A 21,623-nucleotide genomic window follows, 5' to 3' on the forward strand; every position below is an offset into this window, starting at 1 on the left:
TGCCCATAAAAATGAGTAATAGAATAAAATCCTATCCATCTAAGGAGTGAAAATGCTATGTACGTACGAACGGTAAAAGCGAATACAAGGAATGTAATCGGCAGTTATTGCAAATGGATCGCAACTGGTATGATTTTAACTTTCACGGGATGCTCGCTTGCATCCGCAGCTCCTTCGCCCTCATCCTCAAGTGAAACTAATAGTAAACCCGCCTCCTCCCTGGTTACATTTCAATTGCAAGAGGCTACGATTGCTCAGATGCAGGACGCGATGAAGTCAGGGGCACTGTCGAGTGTCGAGCTTACCGCCATGTACCTTAACCGGGTATATGCCTATGATTCTAGTGGCATTCGGCTCAATTCCATCCCTGTTCTGAACCCTGATGTACTAAAAGAAGCCGCTCAGGCTGATCAACTAAGGGCGCAGGGCATCAAGACCGGGCCTCTGCAAGGCATCCCCTACACGGTTAAAGACAGCTACAAGGTTAAGGGACTCACTGTTGCTTCTGGATCTCCGGCTTTCAAAAACCTGATGGCAAAGGATGATGCCTTTACAGTAGAAAAGATACGCAAATCCGGCGGAGTTCTGATTGGTAAAACCAACATGCCGCCAATGGCAGCGGGGGGAATGCAAAGAGGGGTTTATGGCCGTGCTGAAAGTCCGTACAATCCAGATTATCTGGCTGCAGCCTGGTATTCTGGCTCCTCTAACGGATCTGGCGTCTCAACAGCCGCCAACCTCGCTGCCTTCGGTATGGGGGAAGAAACGGTATCTTCTGGAAGATCTCCAGCATCAAACAATGGTTTAATTGCCTACACGCCATCGCGGGGCCTAATCTCCATTCGGGGGAATTGGCCGCTCTTCCCAATACGGGATGTCGTTGTCCCACATACGAGAACTGTCGAGGACATGCTCCGCTTGCTTAACGTGATCGTTGTAGAGGATAAGATCACCAAAGGCGATTTCTGGCGAGAACAGAAAGCCGTTCGGCTGCCTCCTGTCAACAGTGTCCGTCCAAAATCCTATTTAAAACTGCGAGACACCCAAGCTTTAAAAGGCAAACGCATTGGCGTTCCGAAAATCTATATCGGTAAGGACCATGAAACCAGAACTCCGATCAAATTCAGACCTTCGATACAGGCATTATGGGAAAAAGCTGTAAAAGATTTAACTGCTCTCGGAGCTGAGGTTGTGGAAGTTGACTTCCCCCTGCAGGCGAACAGCGAGAAGGACCGGGCAACAGCGAAAACACCTGAGGAGCGTGGACTGATGCCAGCAAAATGGGCCGAAAAGGAATTTGGGCTGCTTAATCCTTATGCGGCTGAGGAATTCCTCAAAAGTGTGGGCGATCCAAACTTCCCGTCATGGGCTAATATCGACCCTGCAACCGTCTTCCCGAATCCGCCCGGTTCGGTAGATGCCAAACGTGGCAGAGACCTTGGCCATTATGACGTATTCATTGATACCATAAAGAAAGGCGTCACCCCATACGAACAAATTCCACAGTTTCATGAAGGGCTGCGGGGGCTTGAAAATGTACGGAAGATTGATTTTGAAGATTGGATGAAGCAAAACAATCTTGATTTTATTGTATTCCCGGCAAATTCCAATATCGGCAAAGCCGACTCCGATGTGAATGAAACGTCCTATGAGGAAGCTTGGGAAAATGGCAACTATTTCTCCAATACGAATTTCATTCTACGCGAGTACGGGATCCCAAGTGTGTCCGTGAGCATGGGCGCTATGAAGGATACCGGTATGCCCGTTAATCTAACAATGGCGGGTGCCGCATACACCGATAATGACCTGTTGCGTTATGCTTATTCCTATGAGCAGGCGACAAAAAACCGTCCTATTGCAACGCGTACGCCAGCGCTTGAGGATGAAACCTTTTCCTATAACCCGAAAACCACGCTCCCACCCTCTAAACGCAAGGAAACAGACGTGCCTGTGCTCAAATTGAATGCCTTAATCAAGGACGATGTCCTCTCTTTGGAAGGTTCAGTCACAGATCAAAGCGCTATCGCACAACTCAAAGTTTATGTCAATGGCATTCGTGTCGTAACTACAGAAGATAAAGCCAATTGGTCAGCAACGCTTCCAACTTCTAAATACAAACAGGCTGGCGCCTCCCAAGCCGATACGCTGCATATTCTTGTGCTGGCCAAGGATATTTACGGAAATACCTCTGCTCAAGTCAAGTCTGTCGCTTTATCCCAATGATGAAGGACATCATCGGCCGCCCCATCTAAATAATAAAAGAGGGAACTTGACTTATGTCAGGTTCCCTCTATTTTCGTTGATACAGCACATTGCTTTAGGGGAAACAGAATTTCGTACAATATTTGAAATAGTAAAGTTTTAAAAAATAGTCGGTACCATTCCCCCATCCATACGGATTGGAGCACCTTTAAATGCAGATGCATAAGGACTACATACAAATGCAGCTAATCTACCTATTTCAATAGGCTTGATAAATCGCTGTATTTCAGATTGGGGCAGGTTTGTAGTCATAAATTCTTTCTCTTTTTCTGAAAAAGTCATATTTTCATTAGGGTACATACCCTCAATTATTTGATGCACATTTTCAGAGAGCGTTGGTCCTGGCATGATTGTATTGACCGTAACTTCTGTTCCTTTTGTTAATTTAGATAATCCATTTGCAGCCAGAACATTCGTACGGAAGTATTTTTCCCATACTTCATCGTCAATCTCCTCATATTGCATAATTTCATAAATACCCATATTGTTAACTAAAATATCAATATTGGGGTATTTTTCAAATAAGGCTTCTCTTTGCCCTATATCCACAATATCGGCTGTTGCATTTTGAGGAGAGGTGGCTGGGAAATCTGACTTAATTTCATTTACAGTTTGTTGTACTTCTTCATAACTTCGTCCATTAATTAGTACATTAACACCTTCCTTGGCAAGTTCTATGGCAATTGCTTTACCTATACCTTTCGTTGATCCTGTAACTAAAGCTGTTTTATTGTTTAACCCCATATCCATAATACATTTCTCCCTTCTGGATTGTTCAGTTTAAATGTTCAGTACGCCAATTTGAAGGAGTATCACCTTCCCAAAGACGGAAGGCGCGGTAGAACGAGTTCTGGTCTTCATATCCAATCAAGAATGCCACTTCTTTAATATCGAGCGAAGGGTCTGCCAAGTACTCTAGTGCCTGCTCATGTCTCGCCTGTGTCAACAGATGCTTGAAGCTCGTGTTTTCATCAGTAAGCCGGCGCTGCAAGGTACGATCGCTCATACCGAGTTCCTTCGCGACAGCCTGAATGTCAGGGCGCCCTCCTGTGAGGCTACGTTTCATGATCCATTTGACCGTTTCGGTAATTGACCGGCTGCGTTGCTGTTCATCCAGCGATCGGTCCAGAACGGGAGTCAGGATCTCCAGCAACTCTTCGTTGTACGAAACAAAGGGGCGGTCCAGATCTCTTCGATGTAGCGTCAACCGGTTACAATTTGCACCAGTCCCGATACGGCAACCAAAGTAAGCTTCGAGTGCCTGTACATCGCCCATTGAGTGCGAAAATTCGACGAACCGCGCTGTCAAAGGTTGACCTGTGCCCCGGCGCCCAAACTCCAGAAGGCATGCCAGCGTGATACCAACCAGCATCGGCGGACCGGGTTGCTCGGTATCCAGCCATTCCAGTTCGATTGTACAATGCTCACCCTCCTCGGAGATACGTAAGCTTTCCGGGGGGCATAGTTGTTTATACCGAGCCATTCGGTTTAGAGCGTCGCGGTAGTCACGAGCGTGGTAAGTCGCCAAGACGGTCGGTGGGTACTTTGCTGTTTCAAAGACGGTCGCAAGCTCGATGATTCCTTGGGCAGTGTCACCAATGAGATCGGAATAAGCCTGCCAGATTGCGAAATATTGGGCGGTGGTGACTACTGGTTCAGTGATAATAGTGAGCGGCAGTCGTGCTTTGCAAGCTACGTCATGGGCGACAATCCCTAATTGACGTAACCCTGTCCAAAATCCTGGCGGGATTTTAATACGGTCAGAGGTATGAGACTTCATGCATATGGATCTCCTTTAGCTATTTTTATATTCATTAGTTTTGGTTGTGATTGGGTGTCCTGCCTTGTTGATGGGACAACTCTTATAGTACCTCCCCAATGTCGCTCTGTAACTAGCAGAAGGCGACATTCTACTTGCCAATTACGCCAAATCTTAATCTGCTGTTAATTTATTATGTAAACAATTCCCTCGGCTTTTGTCATTCATGTGAAAGCCAAGGGGGTTGTACACTGGGCATGACACCATATTTCACGAATCGAGTGGTTATATTTAACAACAAACCACTTAAAAATTTGCTGAAAGGATGGGTAGAATAATTTTAATAATAACTTTTTACGAATGTATTATGAGCTTTTCTGATTGGAGGAGCCAGATTGTTAGCTGAGCACCAACGTCGAAAATATCAAAGGGGGCAAAACATTATGAAAATCATTGTTACCAGTATATTCGTTCAAGATCAAGACAAGGCATTGGAGTTTTATACAGAAACGCTGGACTTTGTAAAAAAGCATGACGTTCCCATCGGAGAATTTAGGTGGATAACGCTTGTTTCTCCCGATGAGCAAGACAGTACCGAGCTTTTACTCGAACCGAATGACCATCCTGCCGCCAAAGAGTATCAAAAGAAGATATTTGCCGATGGCATCCCAGCAACAATGTTTGGCGTTGCAGATATTAATAAAGAGTATAAACGATTATTGGAAAACGGCGTCAAGTTTACTATGGAGCCGACAAAAATGGGCGAACTCACAATAGCTGTCTTCGACGATAAATGCGGCAACCTTATTCAGATTGTGCAGAAGTAACTTCATGACGAAATATCTTAGTGCTAAACGACTTATATTGGCAAGTTTTAAGCTCGGTGAAGTGTTTTTTATTAAAAATCAAACAACTTTATGTTAACCCTGTCCTGAAATAAGATTGTTATCCCCACCCAAGTTCTAACATTGCAGCACTTTTATCAATACTCCTATTTCCGGTTCTTATCGGCTTCAGCGTGATGTTTGTAAAGCTGCCTTGAAAAACTCTATTGGGAAGGTCTGGTACTATAGCAAATGGCTTTCCTACGCCAACCATATCGATTCCACCATCAGTTAAGGCATGAGTCATTCCGTCTAAAGATCTAAATCCACCAGTTACAACTAACGGGGTAGTAGTCAATTTTCTTACCTTCACTGCGTATTCTAAAAAATAGGCTTCTCGTTTCTTCGTGCTTTCTCTCACTTCTGAGACCAACATTTTAGGGTTTTCATAGCTGCCACCAGATATCTCAATTAAATCTCCGCCTAATTCGGATATTTTTTGAGCAACTTTCATGGATTCCTCTTCTGTAAAGCCTCCTCGTTGAAAATCGGCAGAATTCAATTTTATACCTATCGGAAACTGTTCACCGACCTGTTTTCTAATTTCTTGATACACCCGTACAAGGAATCTCATTCGATTCTCTAAGCTGCCGCCCCACTCATCACTGCGTTGATTATGATTTGGAGATAAAAATTGATTGATCAGATATCCATGGGCAGCGTGAATTTGCACACCGGAAAACCCTGCTTTTTTTGCAATTCTTTCGAAATTCCCAAAACGTGTAATTAGCTCTTCAATCTCTTCGACTGTAAGAGCTCGAGGGGGATTGAAGAAGTTTTTTAGATTTCCAGAAAGTGGGGAAGAACTTGGGGCGACTGGTTCTTTGGATAACATCTTGGGCGATTGTTCCAGGGTGATTTAGCTGCATCCAAAGGTGTGTTCCATTTTCAGTACCAGCTCTAGCCCATTCTTCGAGCAGAACCAGATCACGCTCATCTTCAACCACGACGTTTCCTGGTTCTCCTAGTGCTCGTCTGTCGATCATAACGTTTCCTGTTAAAACAAGTCCTGCTCCTCCTCTTGCCCACGTTTGGTAGAGATTAACTAATAGCTGAGTAGGATTAGCATCTTTCTCAGCCAAAGTTTCACTCATCGCCGCTTTAAAAAATCGATTTTTTATGCTCACTTCATTTTTAAGTATTAATGGCTTAGCTAAGATTGAAGTATTTTTCATACCGTCCAACTCCTTATAGTTCCTCATCGTTTATGATCATCTAGCAAGCGGACTCCATGGAAAATAACAAATTCCTATTCGAGGACAGAGTGAAAGAATCTTCCTCCTCTGTACAACACCGCAACTACTTGGGGGGAAGCACACGTTGTGGAAAAATGATTTCTGATCAATGTAACATTTAGCTGGTTCAATTGAAGTTTGATCTTAGGAATAATGATATATGCTCAAGAAATAAGTCTGAGTGCTTGAATAAGAACCAGTGTCCCGAGTCAGGATAAGTTAGATGCTACCACGGACATTGTGTGTCCATATAATAGAATTCGCCGGTCGGACCGTCATCGGGCAAAGTCGCTAAACGAACTGCCGTTATTGCTCCATCTGCTTCGGACAGCTCCGCGTTTACCCCGCCTATTTGCGTTCTTACCAATGCTGGATGCGCAGAATTGATTTTCAAGTTGGTATCTTTCCATTTTTGCGACCAATAGGCCGTCAGCAGATTTAGCGCTGCTTTGGATGTCGAATATGCCGGGGTAGCCACCGCCTGCACATGTTCGTTGGATAGATTTAACTGGATCGACCCTAAAGCACTGCTTTGATTGACGATTCTTCCTGCATTGTTCACCAGTATATCCAAACGACCATACTCTTTCTCAATGAAGCGAACCAAATTCGAAACGTGCTCGGTATTCGTAACTTCGAGCTGCACACCAATAGCTCGAACACCTTCAACCTGCAGTTTGCTTGCCGCCTCATCTGCCTTCGTTTTTGTGCGTGCACCAACTAATACCGTAATTCCTTGACGACCTAATTGTCTGGCGACCTCGAAACCGATCCCTTTATTCGCTCCTGTTACAAGTGCAATCTTGTTAGACATTAACATGTTACTCCTTGTTTATATGCCTCGACCAACATTAAAGAACGATCATTCTAATAAAAATATAAAAAATGTCCTTTCGTAACCCTGTTCCCACCTTCTTGCCATTGAAATTCCCTTTCTTGTGTTATCAATATAACATATTGAGAACGATCAGTAAAAAATGATTTTTATAATGTTTATGTTTAACTGTTATTTTTCATACAGCATTAAAGCCAGGATGTGCTTCAGCACATTCTGGCTTTAATAATAAATCTATTGTATTTATCGACAATTGAAACCTATACGCTGTTATTCCAGCGAATGTTCAATCAATATCGACTGCTTCTATTCCTGTATTCCGTGCAGCCTTTGTTATTTGTTGCTTCCGAAATCAAGCGTGTGGCCAGTCTCTATTAACGTTTTTGTGTTACTTAGAACATGCCACCAGGCACTATCGCTGGGTTCATAGGAAGGATCGTCAGGATGCCACTGATCATGGATAAGAGACAGCTTCGTGCATCCACCCACTGGCTCTAGACGCCAGGAAATCCGGGATTCATAGTTCTCTTGTCCTTCTTTCAGGTAAGCTGGACCAACCTTATGCGTAAAACACAGATGTTTTAATGGAGTATACTCCAGCAGCGTCCCGTACACATGTACGATTTCTTCACCTTCAGGGCCCGGTCCGACATACTCCAGCAGTTCCCCCTCCTTGAAGCTGGAACGGATTATGCTTCCGTAATAGATTTGCTGCACGTACTCTGGAGAGACCAGGCAGGCCCATACTTGTTCTGGTGTCCCTCCAATGTAGAACTCATATTTCAGTTCTTTCATGCTATATTCCTCCCTAATCATAATTGTTTGCTTGTACTTACTTACATTTATACTTAAGACTCGCTTACACTATACAAAAAGAACACTGACAGCTACAGTCAGTGTTCCCGAGAAAATAGAATTAATTTTCGTAATGGCGAGCCATTTCCGAAGCAACCACCACCAACCGCTGCTTCAATGCTGCTGGCTCCCGAATATGCAGCGATTTTCCATAAGGCAAGAGGAAATACGGAACGTAGGTGAATAACGAGCTTTCGTCCAGTAGAAACCGGGCCCATCCCTCCTGCCGTTGCTCTAAGGTATGGCCGAATAGCCAGTGACCGCAAAGATCATTTAATATCACCTCGGATGACTCAATCACCACGGCAATCAGCGCCCGCTCTTGTTCACGGGCAGGAACCAAACTCTGCAGGAGAAAATCGCGTGCAGAGAAATCGTCAGGACGTATGAAACTTGCGCCGCTACAACGGAGTCTGGTAATTCTGTCGACACGGAAGCTACGGATCTCCTGCCGATAGTGGCAATACCCGATGCAGTACCACTGCCCCTTCCAAAGTACAAGCCCATAAGGGTCAATGAAACGTGAGGAGACCGTTTTTTCATTTCCCTTGCGGTACTCCATTTCCAGAGTGTCTCCGTTCGCAATGCCTGATTCAAGCTCTTGCAGAATTTCCGTTATTGCCGCATTAGATGTATAAAGCGTTTCAATCCCGCGCTTATGACTCTCCATCCGTTCCATTTGTTGGTCGTTGCTGTAACGCTTCAGCTTATCCAGCGCTCGGTCAAGCGCTTGGACATACGGATATCCCGTCCCACGGACGAAGGCGGCTGCTTGGACAAGCGCCTTCTGCTCTTCGGCGTCGAAGAACAGCGGTGCTTCTACGAAATGATCAGGCAGGCAGTAGCCACCACCGGGTCCGGAATCCGCAATAACTGGAACTCCACTGACGCACAGCGCATCTATATAGCGGTATACCGAACGAACGCTGATCTCCAGAACTTCAGCTAATTCCCCTGCGGTGCGTTTACGCTGCTTTAGCATCCAGAGAATGGATAACATATGGTCTGCTTTGGACATCAGACGCTCTCCTTCCAAACAGTTCAATTACAATCAGTTTACCGCGAAAACTTTGTATCGCCAACTTTACAGCGGCTGGAATACAAGTAATGTCATATAGACCAGCCAAGATTCATTATGGCATCTGCGTTATGTAGGGCAACAAGTTGCTGAATAAATATTTCAGAAATAATCTGACGTTCAAAGAATACGTGAATCGGATGAAGGTCGCCTCCTAAGCGGTTTGATCTGATAAAGTGAAGATAATAAGGGACTGGACGAATGTTTTCCGTTCAGTTCCTTATTATTAGATGTCGGGGTCAAGGCCCAGGCAGACTGCGCACAAATCCTTATCTTTTTACGGCGGAACCTACCGTCATTGCACGCTCTACTTGTTCACTCAAGAATAGATAGACGAGTACCATCGGCAGAGAAGCGATAGTCATAACGGCCCCCATTGCCCCCCTAATCTAGCGAAGACGACCAAACCACTTACGAGCCAGTGACAGAATATTCATCATGTTAACACAACTTATCAGCACAGTAATAGATCAAAATTAATCCTAAAGATTCAACCACCATCTTGAAAGTATACTAGGGATATGTTAGGATAAAGTCGAATTTTAGTAAAATTATTAACTAAAAAGGTGTGAACTCTTTGGCAACCATTAAAGACATTGCCCGTGAAGCGGGTGTGTCTGCCGCAACCGTTTCACGGGTTTTAAATAACGATCTGTCACTGTCCGTGAGCCCAAACACCAAGAACAGAATTTTTTCGATTGCAGAGCAGCTCGGATATAAGCCTTCCCGGCTGAGGCAATTAAAGCAAAATACGGAACGGGCCGGGAAAACAGTCTCTCTTCTACTGTGGTGTTCCATTGAAGAGGAACGGGACGATCCGTATTACGCCTCGATTCGCCGTGGAATCGAGCTGCGCTGTGAAGAGCTCGGCCTGACGTTGGGACAGACCTTGCGAGGCCGCTCTTCTATCGCAACCTTGCAGAAGACGGACGGTCTGATTGTTGTGGGTGGAGTTGATCCTGATGAGGTGATCAAGCTGCATCCCGACAAGAACACCATTGTCCTTGTCGATCAGTACGATGAACAGTTGGAGTACGATTCCGTACGCCTCCATTTCCGGCAAGCTGTTGATCAGGCGCTCGGACATCTGATCGAGCTGGGCCACCGACAAATCGGGTTTATCGGCGGCAAGAGCGACGGAGAGCGACGGGCGCATTATTTTGAACGGTTCATGCGGGACCAGGGGTTGTACAATCCTCAATTCGTCCGTGTAGGCGCCTGGAGTACCGCGGATGGATATCTGATGATGACCGATCTCCTTGCCGAAGAGCAAAGACCAACAGCCTGCTTCGCTGCAAGCGACCCGCTTGCCATCGGTGCTCTTCGCGCCCTTCATGGACATGGAGTCAAGGTACCAGAGGATATGGCTATCGTCGGTTTCGACGACATTGAGATGGCGGCCTTCGTCCAGCCTCCGCTAACCACTGTACGCGCCTATCCCGAACAAATGGGAAAGGCTGCCGTTCAACTGCTCTCTGAGCGGTTTGAGGGACGTGAACCTCCTGCGCACAGCGTGATTGGCACTAAGCTTGTCATACGGGAGAGCTCGTGCAGAAACAGCTAAATAGGCACCTGAAAGTCTTAACCTCTTTGATAAATATCCTTACGTTAAAACAAATTGATATTATTAATCCTCAAGGAGTGAATACCATGAATATTCATGTAGACGAGACGCTTGGCTTGTTTCACCTGCAGTCCAAGGATTGCAGTTATATTATCCAACTTGTAGAAGGATATCCCGCACATGTCTATTGGGGAGCTCAGCTTCATCATGACAAAAATCTGGCAAGTGTACTGGAACTTAGAGAGCGCTGCTCCTTCTCTCCCAATCCTGTTCCTTCCAACCGCACGATTTCTTTGGACACGCTTCCCCAGGAATATCCTCAGTATGGAACAAGTGATTTTCGTCAGCCTGCTTACCAGGCTGCACTTGCGGACGGAACTCGGATTACGGAGCTAAAATATAGTGGCTACCGCATTGTACAGGGTAAACCAAAGCTAGAGGGACTTCCTGCCGTCTATACCGAATCAGATGATGAAGCGACAACTCTCTTTCTGATCCTTGAAGACCAATACTCGGGCCTTAAGACCACACTGCTCTATACTGTATTTGCCAATCACAGCGCTATTGCCCGGTCTACTCTTTTTGAGCATAAAGGAAGCGCTATCATAAATATTGAGCAAGCCATGAGCGCCTCTGTCGATTTCGCCGATTCTAACTACCAAGCTCTCTACCTGTCCGGAGCTTGGGTGCGGGAAAGACATATCCAGCGTCGCGACCTCGGACCCGGGGCCATTCGGTTGGAAAGTCGCCGGGGCTCCAGTAGTCACCAGATGAATCCCTTTCTGGCACTGCTTCGTCCTGATGCAACTGAAGATCGTGGAAATGTATACGGCTTCAGTCTGGTCTATAGCAGCAACTTTGTCGCACAGGCAGAAGTAGAGCAGTTCAACCAGACCCGTGTAAGTATTGGAATCAATCCCTTTGATTTCTCTTGGCGACTTGAACCAGATCAGTCATTCCAGACCCCCGAAGCCGTACTGGTCTTTTCAGAAGAAGGTCTTGGGGGCATGTCGCGTACCTATCATCGACTCTACCGCACACGTCTGTGCCGGGGGGCTTACCGTGACAAAGAACGTCCGATTCTCGTGAACAATTGGGAAGCCACATATTTCGACTTCGATGCCGATAAAATCGAGGCGATTGCCAAGGAAGCAGGACCCCTTGGAATTGAACTGTTTGTTCTTGATGACGGTTGGTTTGGCAAACGCGACAACGACGATAATTCACTTGGAGACTGGTTTGAAGACCGCCGCAAGCTGCCCGGGGGTCTTGCCGACCTGGCCAAACGAGTTAATGAACAAGGATTACAGTTCGGGCTATGGGTAGAGCCGGAGATGGTGTCTCCTGATAGTGAATTGTACCGCAAGCATCCCGATTGGTGTCTGCATGCCGAGGGTCGGCGGCGGACTGAAGGTAGATCTCAGCTGGTGCTCGATCTTTCGCGCAAGGAAGTATGCGACTATTTATACGATACACTTAGCTCTGTTTTTTCGATCGCTCCGATTACTTATGTCAAGTGGGACATGAACCGTAATATGACGGAGATTGCATCGGCTACAGCTTCAAGCGAACGGCAAAAGGAAACCGCGCATCGTTATATGCTTGGACTTTACGATCTGCTGGAACGCCTCACCTCCCGGTTCCCGGACATCTTGTTCGAAAGCTGTTCCGGAGGAGGCGGTCGATTCGATCCCGGAATGCTCTACTATATGCCGCAAACATGGACTAGCGACGATACCGATGCGATTGAAAGATTGGCTATCCAGTACGGAACAAGCATCGTATATCCGGCCAGCACCATGGGGGCACACGTATCGAGCGTGCCGAACCACCAGGTGGAACGCCTCACCTCCTTGGCCATACGCGGCGACGTGGCAATGAGCGGCAACTTTGGCTACGAGCTTGACCTTACTGTATTTACAAAGGAGGAAAAGGAGCTCGCTGCCAAACAAATCGCCCAGTACAAGGAAATTCGCTCCCTAGTACAGCAGGGGGACATGTATCGGCTTCTTAGCCCTTTTGAAAGCCGAGGCGATACGGCATGGATGTTTGTTAGCGAGGACCAATCTGAAGCATTTGTCGCTTATTTCCGCGTGCTGGCTGAGCCGAACGGACCAATCCGGCGATTAACTCTAAAAGGACTTGATTCGAAGAAAAAGTATACAATCGAAAGCGGAGCGACGGGCAACACTACAGATCATGGGGGTAATACCTTGATGGAAGACGGCGGTTCCCCCTTCCGAGCAGCGTTCGGCGGCGAAATCTTTGGAGGTGACCGCCTAATGAAAATTGGACTTGTTGTCTCGGATCTGACGGGAGATTTTGCCAGCTCTACCTTCCGTCTTAAGGCTATCCCACGCAGATAACGGATGCAGCCAGTAGCATAAAGTGACGATATAAAAATGTAAACAAGGCAGACCGGATAATCGGCCTGCCTTGTTTAATCATTAGGCGGATAATTCCGTTATCTGCCCGTTTCCGAACAATATTACTTCCCAACTTAATCCATTATATATTATTCCCTAAAGAGGACAGTATACAGATCATACACCAAGCTTTAGATGCGGGAATTAATTTAATAGATACCTCTAATCGGTATGCAGATGGAGAATCTGAACGAATCATTGGTCAGGCGATTAAAAACAGACGTGATGACGTTATTCTAGCAACCAAATTTGGAGCTGAATCTAGTAACAAGCTGAATCAAAGCGGGGCATCTCGTCGCTGGGTCCGGCAAGCTGTAGAGGGGAGCCTTAAGCGGCTGCAAACTGACTATATTGATCTCTACCAGTTGCACCAACCTGTGCCAGAGACTTCATTCGAAGAAACACTGAGCGTGCTGACCGATCTGGTCCAAGAAGGCAAGATTCGTTACATCGGAACTTCTAATCACCAAGCGTGGCAGCTGATGGAGGCGCAGGCGGTCAGTGACCGTCATCATTTTCAGAGGTTTATCAGCGAACAGTCACTATATTCCATTATCAATCGGAGCATTGAATTGGATATCACCGAATTGGCACAGCGTTATAATCTTGCATTATTGACCTATGGCACGCTGGCTGGAGGATTGTTAACGGGTAAATACAGAGCCGGACAGGCTCCAGACAGTCATTCAAGGGCCGCGCGTCTAAAAGGCTCTGTTGGCCTTGCCCTTGATCCAGAATTACCGCAAAACAAATTAAAATTTGATACCATCCGACAATTGCAGGAAGCTGCAAATCAGGCTGGGATCACGCTAGCACATATGGCGGTAGCGTTTGTTCAAAACCATCCAGCCGTCACTCCAACAATACTGGGTCCACGTACACCAGAGCAGTTAAGTCAGTTTTTGGATGGAATGGCCTTGCGCCTTAGCCCAGATTTGCTGGATGCCATCGATACAATAGTATCTCCCGGTATAAGAATAGATGAGAATGAACAAATCTGGAAACCTGAATGGTTGAATCCCTCCCGCCGAAGACGAGCTTAAATAAAAGAACGAATAAATATAATAATAACGTTTGTTTTCTTCTATAGCTTCGTTATTTTGTCCGTTAAAGGAAAAGCAGGCTGTCCATCGACAGACTGCTTTTTATTGCTCCATACCCAGCAATACAGCCGACAGCAAACCGGGAAAGCGTGAATTCAAATCGTCGTATCGGATAGAAATGAATCGCTGGGTTCCCACCAATCTCGTATGAATGACTCCTGATTCCCGGAGAACCTTGAAATGATGGGACAAGGTTGACTTTGGAGCTGAAATATCTAACGAGCTGCATGATTGCTCCCCGTTTTTGTCCAAAATTTTGATGATGTTAAGCCGGATCTGGTCACTAAGCGCATATAAAACGGTGGATAGGTTTATTTCATTAACATTGGGATGATACATCGTTCTCAAAATCCTTCACCTGCCCGTACAAGAATTATAGTTGCATTATAGCATAAGTGGTGCTATATTTCTAATGTTCGAAAATATTCGAATAAACGAAATTATGGAGGTATCCGCTTTGAACAAAATTATCACCTTGTTTTTCTTTATTATGTTTTTCATCGGAACTGATACGTTTATTGTATCTCCGCTTTTACCGATCCTCCGCGAGACTTTCGGTATTTCTGTCGAACAGTCGGGTTGGATCGTTGCGGCTTATGCTTTGGGTTATGCCGTGTTTGCCTTGATTGCAGGGCCTCTGTCAGATGGATGGAATCGAAAAAAAGTGCTGCTATTGGGCTTGCTTGGTTTCGGTGTGTTCACACTGCTATGCGGTTTTGCTGCTGACTTTTGGACCATGTTTGCTTTTCGCTTTCTGGCTGGGATTAGTGCCGCTTTTGCCTCGCCTCAAGTCTGGGCTGCCATTCCGCAGCTGGTTCAACCGCATAAAATTTTAAAAGCCATGGGAGTGGTCACCGCAGGATTGGCCATTTCCCAAATGCTGGGCGTGCCCATCGGCAGCTATCTTGCTACCGTCAAATGGCAAACACCATTTATCATAATTGGCAGCTGCACCTTCCTGCTCGTTTTACTTACTTTTGTTCTGTTACCTTCTATGCCTGCTGCTCAACAACAGCATAAAGCAGCCGCGATTGGGAGCAGATATCGTTCTTTACTGCACAGTTCGACATCCAAGGTTGCTTTTCTCGCCTATTTCCTCTTTCAACTTGGAAATTTTGCTGCATTCTCTTTTATTGGCATCTGGCTTTCTGACAAATTTAACTTAAATACTGCAAGTATTGGTACCGTGATTCTATTCCTGGGTTTGGGAAATACGATTAGCAGTTTTTTCGGCAGCAGCCTGGTTAACAAAGTGGGGCCTAGACACTCTTTTATGTATGGTGTAATCTTCATCGTCCTGCTTTATTTACTGCTTCCATACTTGCCTAGTGTAACCTATGTTGAAATTACATATTTTCTGATCTTCTTCATCCTTGGAATGATTTTTCCGCTTATGATGAGTTTGCTTCAAACTCTGTCTGCCACAGCACGTGGAACCATCTCTTCACTCGCCAACTCCTCGATGTATTTCGGAACGACCGTTGGCTCTTTCACTGCGGGGATTCTGTATGCTCACACGGGTGGTTTTATTTCCGTCAGTCTTTTTACTGTGCTTTGTTTCAGTATGTCACTGGTCCTATTCCTGCGAAGCGGGGTTTTACCAAGCTCCTCTCCTTCATCTGCTTCCTAAAATGGCATAGCAATTTTAAAAATCTAAAAAGCCGGGCTAAAATAACAGCTCGGCTTTCATTTTATCTACTATTTTGAATAGCAACTCCCTCCACCTTGACGTTCACCACAATCGTGAATAACCCTGCCATATTAATCATATCCTCCATGACATTTTGCTGTAACTCTCTGACCACTTCATGAATGGAGCATCCGTATTCGACGACTATTTTTAGATCAATAATCGTTTCGTCCGGGCTTACTGAATGGGGATGTTTGCTACCCTGATTATCAACATGATGGGCAACGTAGCCTGCTCCATTCTGTTTGCTACTTCTACCGTGTGGTGGGCGGTACCTTATGCAATTCCAGCCCGATTGATGTGCGCCGTAATTAAAGTGCTGCCCAATGGACTTGCCGTTCCTAAGGGAGATTTGCTCCTGGATAAAAGTCCGGCATAATGATGAGGTTACTGTGATGCGCTACTCTATCGCGGCACAGTTTGAGCTCCCTATTCTGCGCCAGTATATGCCGAACTCGGAATTGTCCTTTTTTGTCGTATTCTGTATCGCCTTCTTGGTGGGGGCTGCGTTGCTGGCTTCCTCCTTCGGACGAAAGCTGGCGCACAAAATGAGTGGACTACAACAGGCCACCCAGCAAATTCAAGCACAGGACCTGGATTTCTCGATTAAGCTCAGTGGCGTTATGGAAATCGATCAGGTGCTCCATTCCATGGATAAAATGAAAGAAACATTAAAGACTTCACTGCAGAAGCAGTGGAATCTCGAAAAAAGCCGACGAGAGCAAATTGCCGCCTTGGCACACGATGTCAAAACACCGCTCACCATCGTTCGCGGGAATGTAGACCTGCTATCCGAAACAGAGCAGTCCGAGGAGCAAAAGGAGTATACCGATTATATAGCGGAGAGCACCAAACAGATGGAGCAGTATATCAAGACCCTCATTGAAATGACAAAGGCGGAAACAGCAGCCACCCTGCGGGCGGAAACAATTGATACTGACTTCTATTTGGCTAAAATAAAAGATCTGGTACTAGCCTTGGCTTCCGCCAAAAAAATATCCGTAGTGTTCGGAGTATACAACCTTCCTGACACGCTGTATGCGGACTCCGTTCTACTGGAACGAGCCATCATGAATGTTGCCTCCAACGCGGTAGACCAAGCGGCGGAGCATAGCGAGATTCGGATGACCGTGGAAACGACCCTGGACCGCATCCGGTTCACCGTCATAGATGAGGGTCCCGGCTTCTCCCGGGAAGCCCTCAAACAGGCGGCTGAGCAATTTTATATGGGCGACTCGTCCAGAAGATTAAATGGGCATTACGGAATGGGGCTGTACATTACGAAATCTATCGTCAACCTGCATGGCGGAACGCTGCACATCGCTAACTCCACCGATACAGGAGGCGGGCAGGTAAGCATAGAAATTCCGATTAGTCCATTATCGACATGATTGTCCATTACCCAAGCTAATCCCCTGCTACAGATATAATCGGCTATGATTATAGCCTTAGACAGTAGGAACCGTTCCACCGTCGATGACATAGTCGGCGCCTGTAATGGAACCCGCACGATCTGAAGCCAAGAATGCCACCAATTCGCCAACTTCTTCCGGATAACCAGGGCGGCCTAAAGGTATGCCGCCCAAAGCATCCATTACGGATTGAAGCGCACTCTCCACACTGCCTGTTACCTTAGCAATATTCACCATCATCGCGTCAGCAGCAGTGGTTTGAATGAACCCTGGTGATACGGTATTAATACGGATGCCTTTGGGAGAAAACTCCTTGGACAAGCTTTTGCTATAGTTAGTCAAAGCGGCTTTGGCAGCAGCATATGGTACAGTAGACTCGTACAACGGCAATTTTCTTTGAATAGATGAAATATGAATGATTACACCTTTGCCCTTGTCCAGCATCATTGGAAGCAATCCACGATCCAAACGCACAGCAGCCAGTAAATTCCAATTCAAGGTTTCAATCCAGTTCTCATCCGTTACTTCCAGTGCACCACCTGGAGGCGTATTAGAGCCCCCAACGTTATTTACCAAAATGTCAATGGTTCCAAAACGCTCTTTCACTGCCTCAATAACCTTTTCTACACCTTCAGGGGTTGAAATGTCTGCTTGAACAAACAGGTTAGGATCAGCAAGTTCAGCCGGAATAGAACGTGCAGTCGTCAGGACGGTTGCTCCAGCCGCCGCGAATCTTTGAGCAATCTTCTCTCCCATCCCTTTCGTACCGCCTGTTACAAGCACTTTCTTATCTTCGAATTCAGTCATTGGGTTTGCATAAGTAATAGCCATTAAATTTGATTTCCTCCTTTTACGAAATTCCTTCAATAATCATTCCACGGTAGGTTCCGCCCTTCAATCGGTGCTGCACGGCATCCTGATAGGCGGGACTATAATACCAAACTTTTGCTGCTTCAAAACTGGGAAACTCCAGCAATGCAGCCCCTTCTGCTTCAGGACCCTCGATGACTTCATTCTTGCCATACACAGCAAGTGGCGTAACAGGGTGGCCTTCCAACCCTGCTGGAGCTTTAGAGGAATACATCTTGAGTTCTTCCGGATCATTGGTCTTCTCTCGTATAAAAATTACATAAGCCGTCATATTGGATTACATCTCCTTTTGTTATTTGTTAAGGCTCTCAAACTCAAGCTTATTGTAATCTTGACGTGAATTGATTGTCTAATTTATAGTTTTAATAAAATCTATTATTATTATTCATAGTTTAAGAGGTGTTCCTAGTGGAGCTTACACAATTGCAGTATTTTTTAACGGTTGCGCGTCTTCAGCATATGACTAGTGCATCCAAGGCGCTCAACATAACCCAACCCGCATTAAGCCATGCGATTTCCAAGCTGGAGAATGAACTCGGAATTCCTCTATTCGAGCGGAATGGCCGGAATGTAGAGCTTAACCGATACGGGAGAATATTTAGCAAGTGGGTTGAAGAAGCGCTTAAAAATCTTGAAAAGGGAAAACAGGAGATTAACGAATGGTCTAATCCTGATAAAGGTGTCATTCATATTTCTTATTTGAACATTTTGGGTATTGATCTGGTTCCAGCGTTAATCAGGGATTATCAGATCACAAATCCAAGTGTACGCTTTGATTTGACACAAGGTAATCTGGGCGATATCAACGAGCACTTCGATAAAGGCCATTCCGATTTAATGATTACTTCAAGAGAGTCCACTGTGGATGATCATGAATGGATTGTCATTCGAAAAACGCCTTTGTATATTGTTGTTTCTGACCAGCATCCTTTTGCCAACCGATCCTCTTTAAGTTTGTTTGATTTATCCGGTGAACCCTTCGTTGGTCTCAAGAAAAATTGCGGATTAAAAGCCACCATAACCTCCCGGTTCGAAAATACAGGTTTTATGCTGGATTCCACTTTTGATGCAGAAGATTTACCCACTGTGGCGGGGTTTATTAAAGCCGGGCTTGGGGTATCTGTACTTCCCAAAACCTTTGGCTTAATGCTCGATGGACTTGTATGGGTTCCGATTCAGGAGGAGGGCTGGGAATGGGAAGTAGGATTAAAATGGAGAAAAGACCGCTATGTATCTCCAGCAGCCAAGCGATTTATTGATTATATCGACCAACAGAGTAACTAATTGTTGGGTTTGCAAAAAAACTGTCCTATAGGCAGTGTATTGTTTAAATAAACTTATAAAAAGAGTTCCATAGTTTTCACTATGGAACTCTCAGGCTGTCGAGAAACCCCCTGTTTTTTTAATGAGGTTTAAAATGGCCATTTTGATCAAATAAAAATGGGTCCTCAGATCGTTTTAAATCGATTTTTGTTTTAAAAGTTGAGTCTCCCCAAATAAAAAATAAAGTGTCGAGAGTTCCATAGTTTTCACTATGGAACTCTTTTTTACAGATACATTTATTTTGTAATCGTAATTTGTTTGGATGCAGTGTTATAGTTCACTTGATAACCCGAAAGCTCGCTAATAACTCGTAGTGGAACCAGCGTGTAGCCGTTAATAATAACCGGAGCTGTGATGTTCGTCGAGTAATTCCGGGAGTTGTTTAATTCGTACACCGCAAGGGTCGTATTCTTGACTTGAAGCACCACCTGATTGCCGTCATCAGGACGGTTCAGAATGATCTTTTTAGTTGCTTTATCATAGCTTACCTGATAGCCCACATGTTCACCAATAAAGCGCAGCGGAACCATCGTTACCCCATTTATGATTCGCGGAGCCTGAGCTATCGTTGTAGCACGACCATCGACATAAGCTGATCTAGCTCCTGGTGTCAGGATAAATGAGCTTGAATATGCAAACGCATTGTTCGTGTATGAGTTCGTTGTACCGGAAGTCGTTGTAGTTGGGCTCGTCCCGGACGATGAACTGCTGGTACCAATCGCTCTATTGCGAATAGCTTCCAGCCGATCCAGCAGATCGCTTTTACGTGACCCGCTCGGCAAATCACTGATTGCATCTCTGGCAGAACGCCAGTCGGAGGCATTCAAACTATTTTCCGCAATCCGCATCAAATCCCTTGCTTTCTCATAATTCGATGAGCTGGACGACGACGAAGAGTAGCTATCTGCACGTTCCGAAATCTTTACACCGCTAGATTCTCTTCCATTGCTATTAACGGTTGTAACCTTAATCTCATACCAGCGTCCTTCACGCAAATCCGTAATTTTGTAGGATTCAGAGGAGGTAGTCCCCTTGTAATCACCATCAACATATATTTTCACTTTTTCAGCCGAACTCGGCATATCGTAGGTGATTTTAATCCAGGTATCGCTCTTGCTATCTACTTCAAGATTGGATACTTCTGACGAATTGGAGGACGTGCTGTTCGTTGTGGCAGTCAGCCTCACACCGGAGGACAATGCACCTGTGCTTCGCTTGGACCTGATCATAAACGTGTATGTCTGGCTTGCCGAAAGATTGTTGAATGTATAGGATGTTCCTGTAGAGTCTGTTATCAGCGTTCCATCCCGATATAAGCTTACCGTACTAATTCCGCTAGGCCTCGTCCAGGAAACAGTAACGCTATAGTTATTAACCGATGTTACTGTAGCTCCTGTCACTTCCGGCACTGTATCGACGGTGAGCGCTGAGGTCGTAACCGGAATACTGATTCCTCCGGATATGTTACCGGATTTGTCTATAGTCCTGATCATCACTGTATAGTTTGTGGAAGCAATTAATCCACTGAACGTATAGGACGTCCCTGTAGTACGCTGCACTTCATTGCCATTTAAATAGATAATGGCTTGGCTCATGTCAGCGTCCTTGGGCATTATGTAATTTACGGTAAAAGCGTTATACCCTAAATTCGCCACTGTCAATCCGCTTACCTCTCCCGGGGGTGTCTTATCTACAGGAGCGCTTGTAGAAGCAGTCTTGGCCTGTATTGTAGTACCTTGAGATTCATCTCCACTCTTATTCACCGTCTTCACTCGGAAGGTATATGTCGTATCCGGCTGTAAGCCGCTCAAAGTATAAGAGTTACTTCTAATATTATCTACATACACATCGTTGCTGACACCGATCAACTTTACATGGTCAAAATTAATGTCCGACGGATTAGCCCAAAACAAATTCACCCTTGTTGTATCTAACGCAGCCGCATTCAGATTGCTTACCTCTGCTGGTGCAACACTCAGAGCAGCGGCTTGGCTCGCCAACGCATCTGTTCCTCCCCAAATTCCATATCCCGTATTTAAAATCAGTGTAGCTGTTGCGAACGGAGCCATCCATTGGCGCAAATGCTTCTTATTCATGGTCAATGCTCTCCTTGATAACAGTATAGAAATTTTAATCTTCATAATTATAAATAAGCCTACAAATCCTCCTGCTGCAGCCTAGCTTTTAAAATGTATACCATAATGGTTACATGTTCATTTAACTGTTATCGGAATTATCATAGAAAATGTTTAGGGCTTCACATTCTTTGATGATAAGTGAGAACTCAGACATCCGCTTGGGGATGCTGTAAATATTCGATATTTCGT

Annotated in this window: 21 protein-coding genes; 9 read left to right on the top strand and 12 right to left on the bottom strand. The window is 45.5% G+C overall.

The window, feature by feature from the left end; all coding sequences use genetic code 11:
* The first annotated feature begins 57 nt into the window (after positions 1–57).
* The gene (locus L693_RS0116990; protein ID WP_025718515.1) at positions 58–2,223 is read left to right on the top strand and encodes an amidase; all 2,166 of its coding nucleotides are present in this window, start codon (positions 58–60) and stop codon (positions 2,221–2,223) included.
* Between the two features lie 138 nt (positions 2,224–2,361).
* On the opposite strand, the gene L693_RS0116995 is transcribed toward L693_RS0116990, so the two are convergent.
* Together L693_RS0116995 and L693_RS0117000 are read right to left on the bottom strand one after the other, a co-directional pair.
* Positions 2,362–3,012 (bottom strand): SDR family NAD(P)-dependent oxidoreductase, encoded by a 651-nt coding sequence (locus L693_RS0116995; protein WP_025718516.1) that lies wholly within the window; start codon positions 3,010–3,012, stop codon positions 2,362–2,364.
* A 25-nt stretch (positions 3,013–3,037) separates the two neighbouring features.
* Positions 3,038–4,042: a helix-turn-helix transcriptional regulator gene (locus L693_RS0117000; protein ID WP_049825194.1), complete on the bottom strand. Its 1,005-nt coding sequence runs from the start codon at positions 4,040–4,042 to the stop codon at positions 3,038–3,040.
* A gap of 422 nt (positions 4,043–4,464) precedes the next feature.
* On the opposite strand from L693_RS0117000, the gene L693_RS0117005 reads away from it, so the two are divergent.
* Complete coding sequence (locus L693_RS0117005) at positions 4,465–4,848, top strand: VOC family protein (RefSeq protein ID WP_025718518.1); 384 nt, start codon at positions 4,465–4,467, stop codon at positions 4,846–4,848.
* Between the two features lie 118 nt (positions 4,849–4,966).
* Here the strand turns inward: L693_RS0117005 and L693_RS29395 are convergent, their stop codons facing one another.
* From L693_RS29395 to L693_RS0117025, 5 genes are all read right to left on the bottom strand, one after another.
* Complete coding sequence (locus tag L693_RS29395; RefSeq protein ID WP_231503682.1) at positions 4,967–5,740, bottom strand: oxidoreductase; 774 nt, start codon at positions 5,738–5,740, stop codon at positions 4,967–4,969.
* Positions 5,640–6,080, bottom strand: coding sequence for an oxidoreductase (locus L693_RS31555; RefSeq protein ID WP_049825196.1), 441 nt, complete (start codon positions 6,078–6,080; stop codon positions 5,640–5,642). The genes L693_RS29395 and L693_RS31555 overlap by 101 nt, the downstream gene beginning before the upstream one ends.
* A 286-nt stretch (positions 6,081–6,366) precedes the next feature.
* Complete coding sequence (locus tag L693_RS0117015; RefSeq protein WP_025718519.1) at positions 6,367–6,954, bottom strand: SDR family NAD(P)-dependent oxidoreductase; 588 nt, start codon at positions 6,952–6,954, stop codon at positions 6,367–6,369.
* Between the two features lie 354 nt (positions 6,955–7,308).
* A complete protein-coding gene (locus L693_RS0117020) occupies positions 7,309–7,770 on the bottom strand; it encodes an SRPBCC domain-containing protein (protein ID WP_025718520.1) in 462 nt (153 codons plus the stop codon).
* 121 nt (positions 7,771–7,891) lie between these two features.
* On the bottom strand, positions 7,892–8,848 hold the full coding sequence (locus L693_RS0117025; protein ID WP_025718521.1) for a helix-turn-helix transcriptional regulator: 957 nt from the start codon (positions 8,846–8,848) through the stop codon (positions 7,892–7,894).
* A 637-nt stretch (positions 8,849–9,485) separates the two neighbouring features.
* Between L693_RS0117025 and L693_RS0117030 the strand changes: the two genes are divergently transcribed.
* The 3 genes from L693_RS0117030 (at position 9,486) to L693_RS0117040 (ending at position 13,941) form a co-directional block, all read left to right on the top strand.
* On the top strand, positions 9,486–10,472 hold the full coding sequence (locus L693_RS0117030; RefSeq protein ID WP_025718523.1) for a LacI family DNA-binding transcriptional regulator: 987 nt from the start codon (positions 9,486–9,488) through the stop codon (positions 10,470–10,472).
* 86 nt (positions 10,473–10,558) lie between these two features.
* Complete coding sequence (locus L693_RS0117035) at positions 10,559–12,838, top strand: alpha-galactosidase (protein WP_025718525.1); 2,280 nt, start codon at positions 10,559–10,561, stop codon at positions 12,836–12,838.
* Positions 12,839–12,984: 146 nt separating this feature from the next.
* Positions 12,985–13,941, top strand: coding sequence for an aldo/keto reductase (locus L693_RS0117040; RefSeq protein ID WP_269320852.1), 957 nt, complete (start codon positions 12,985–12,987; stop codon positions 13,939–13,941).
* A 102-nt stretch (positions 13,942–14,043) separates the two neighbouring features.
* Here L693_RS0117040 and L693_RS0117045 read toward each other — a convergent pair whose 3' ends face one another.
* Positions 14,044–14,349, bottom strand: coding sequence for an ArsR/SmtB family transcription factor (locus L693_RS0117045; RefSeq protein ID WP_025718528.1), 306 nt, complete (start codon positions 14,347–14,349; stop codon positions 14,044–14,046).
* Between the two features lie 109 nt (positions 14,350–14,458).
* Here L693_RS0117045 and L693_RS0117050 point away from each other — a divergent pair, with 109 nt between their 5' ends.
* Positions 14,459–15,631: an MFS transporter gene (locus L693_RS0117050; RefSeq protein ID WP_025718530.1), complete on the top strand. Its 1,173-nt coding sequence runs from the start codon at positions 14,459–14,461 to the stop codon at positions 15,629–15,631.
* Between the two features lie 61 nt (positions 15,632–15,692).
* On the opposite strand, the gene L693_RS31560 is transcribed toward L693_RS0117050, so the two are convergent.
* Positions 15,693–15,854: an Asp23/Gls24 family envelope stress response protein gene (locus L693_RS31560; RefSeq protein ID WP_269320853.1), complete on the bottom strand. Its 162-nt coding sequence runs from the start codon at positions 15,852–15,854 to the stop codon at positions 15,693–15,695.
* Positions 15,855–15,875: 21 nt separating this feature from the next.
* Between L693_RS31560 and L693_RS29405 the strand changes: the two genes are divergently transcribed.
* On the top strand, positions 15,876–16,070 hold the full coding sequence (locus tag L693_RS29405) for a hypothetical protein (protein WP_197029990.1): 195 nt from the start codon (positions 15,876–15,878) through the stop codon (positions 16,068–16,070).
* A 16-nt stretch (positions 16,071–16,086) separates the two neighbouring features.
* Entirely contained in the window at positions 16,087–17,082 is a 996-nt protein-coding gene (locus tag L693_RS0117055) for a sensor histidine kinase (RefSeq protein ID WP_231503684.1), read from the top strand.
* Between the two features lie 57 nt (positions 17,083–17,139).
* On the opposite strand, the gene L693_RS0117060 is transcribed toward L693_RS0117055, so the two are convergent.
* On the bottom strand, positions 17,140–17,934 hold the full coding sequence (locus L693_RS0117060; protein WP_025718533.1) for an SDR family oxidoreductase: 795 nt from the start codon (positions 17,932–17,934) through the stop codon (positions 17,140–17,142).
* A 19-nt stretch (positions 17,935–17,953) separates the two neighbouring features.
* Positions 17,954–18,244, bottom strand: a complete 291-nt coding sequence (locus tag L693_RS0117065; RefSeq protein WP_025718535.1) for a DUF1330 domain-containing protein — start codon at positions 18,242–18,244, stop codon at positions 17,954–17,956.
* Positions 18,245–18,381: 137 nt separating this feature from the next.
* Between L693_RS0117065 and L693_RS0117070 the strand changes: the two genes are divergently transcribed.
* Positions 18,382–19,257 (top strand): LysR family transcriptional regulator, encoded by an 876-nt coding sequence (locus L693_RS0117070; RefSeq protein ID WP_025718536.1) that lies wholly within the window; start codon positions 18,382–18,384, stop codon positions 19,255–19,257.
* Positions 19,258–19,532: 275 nt separating this feature from the next.
* Here the strand turns inward: L693_RS0117070 and L693_RS0117075 are convergent, their stop codons facing one another.
* Positions 19,533–21,392, bottom strand: coding sequence for a stalk domain-containing protein (locus tag L693_RS0117075; protein ID WP_025718537.1), 1,860 nt, complete (start codon positions 21,390–21,392; stop codon positions 19,533–19,535).
* Positions 21,393–21,623 lie beyond the last annotated feature (231 nt).

This window comes from Paenibacillus sp. 1-18 (assembly GCF_000520755.1).
In the GTDB taxonomy this organism is placed as follows: Bacteria; Bacillota; Bacilli; order Paenibacillales; family Paenibacillaceae; genus Paenibacillus; species Paenibacillus brasilensis.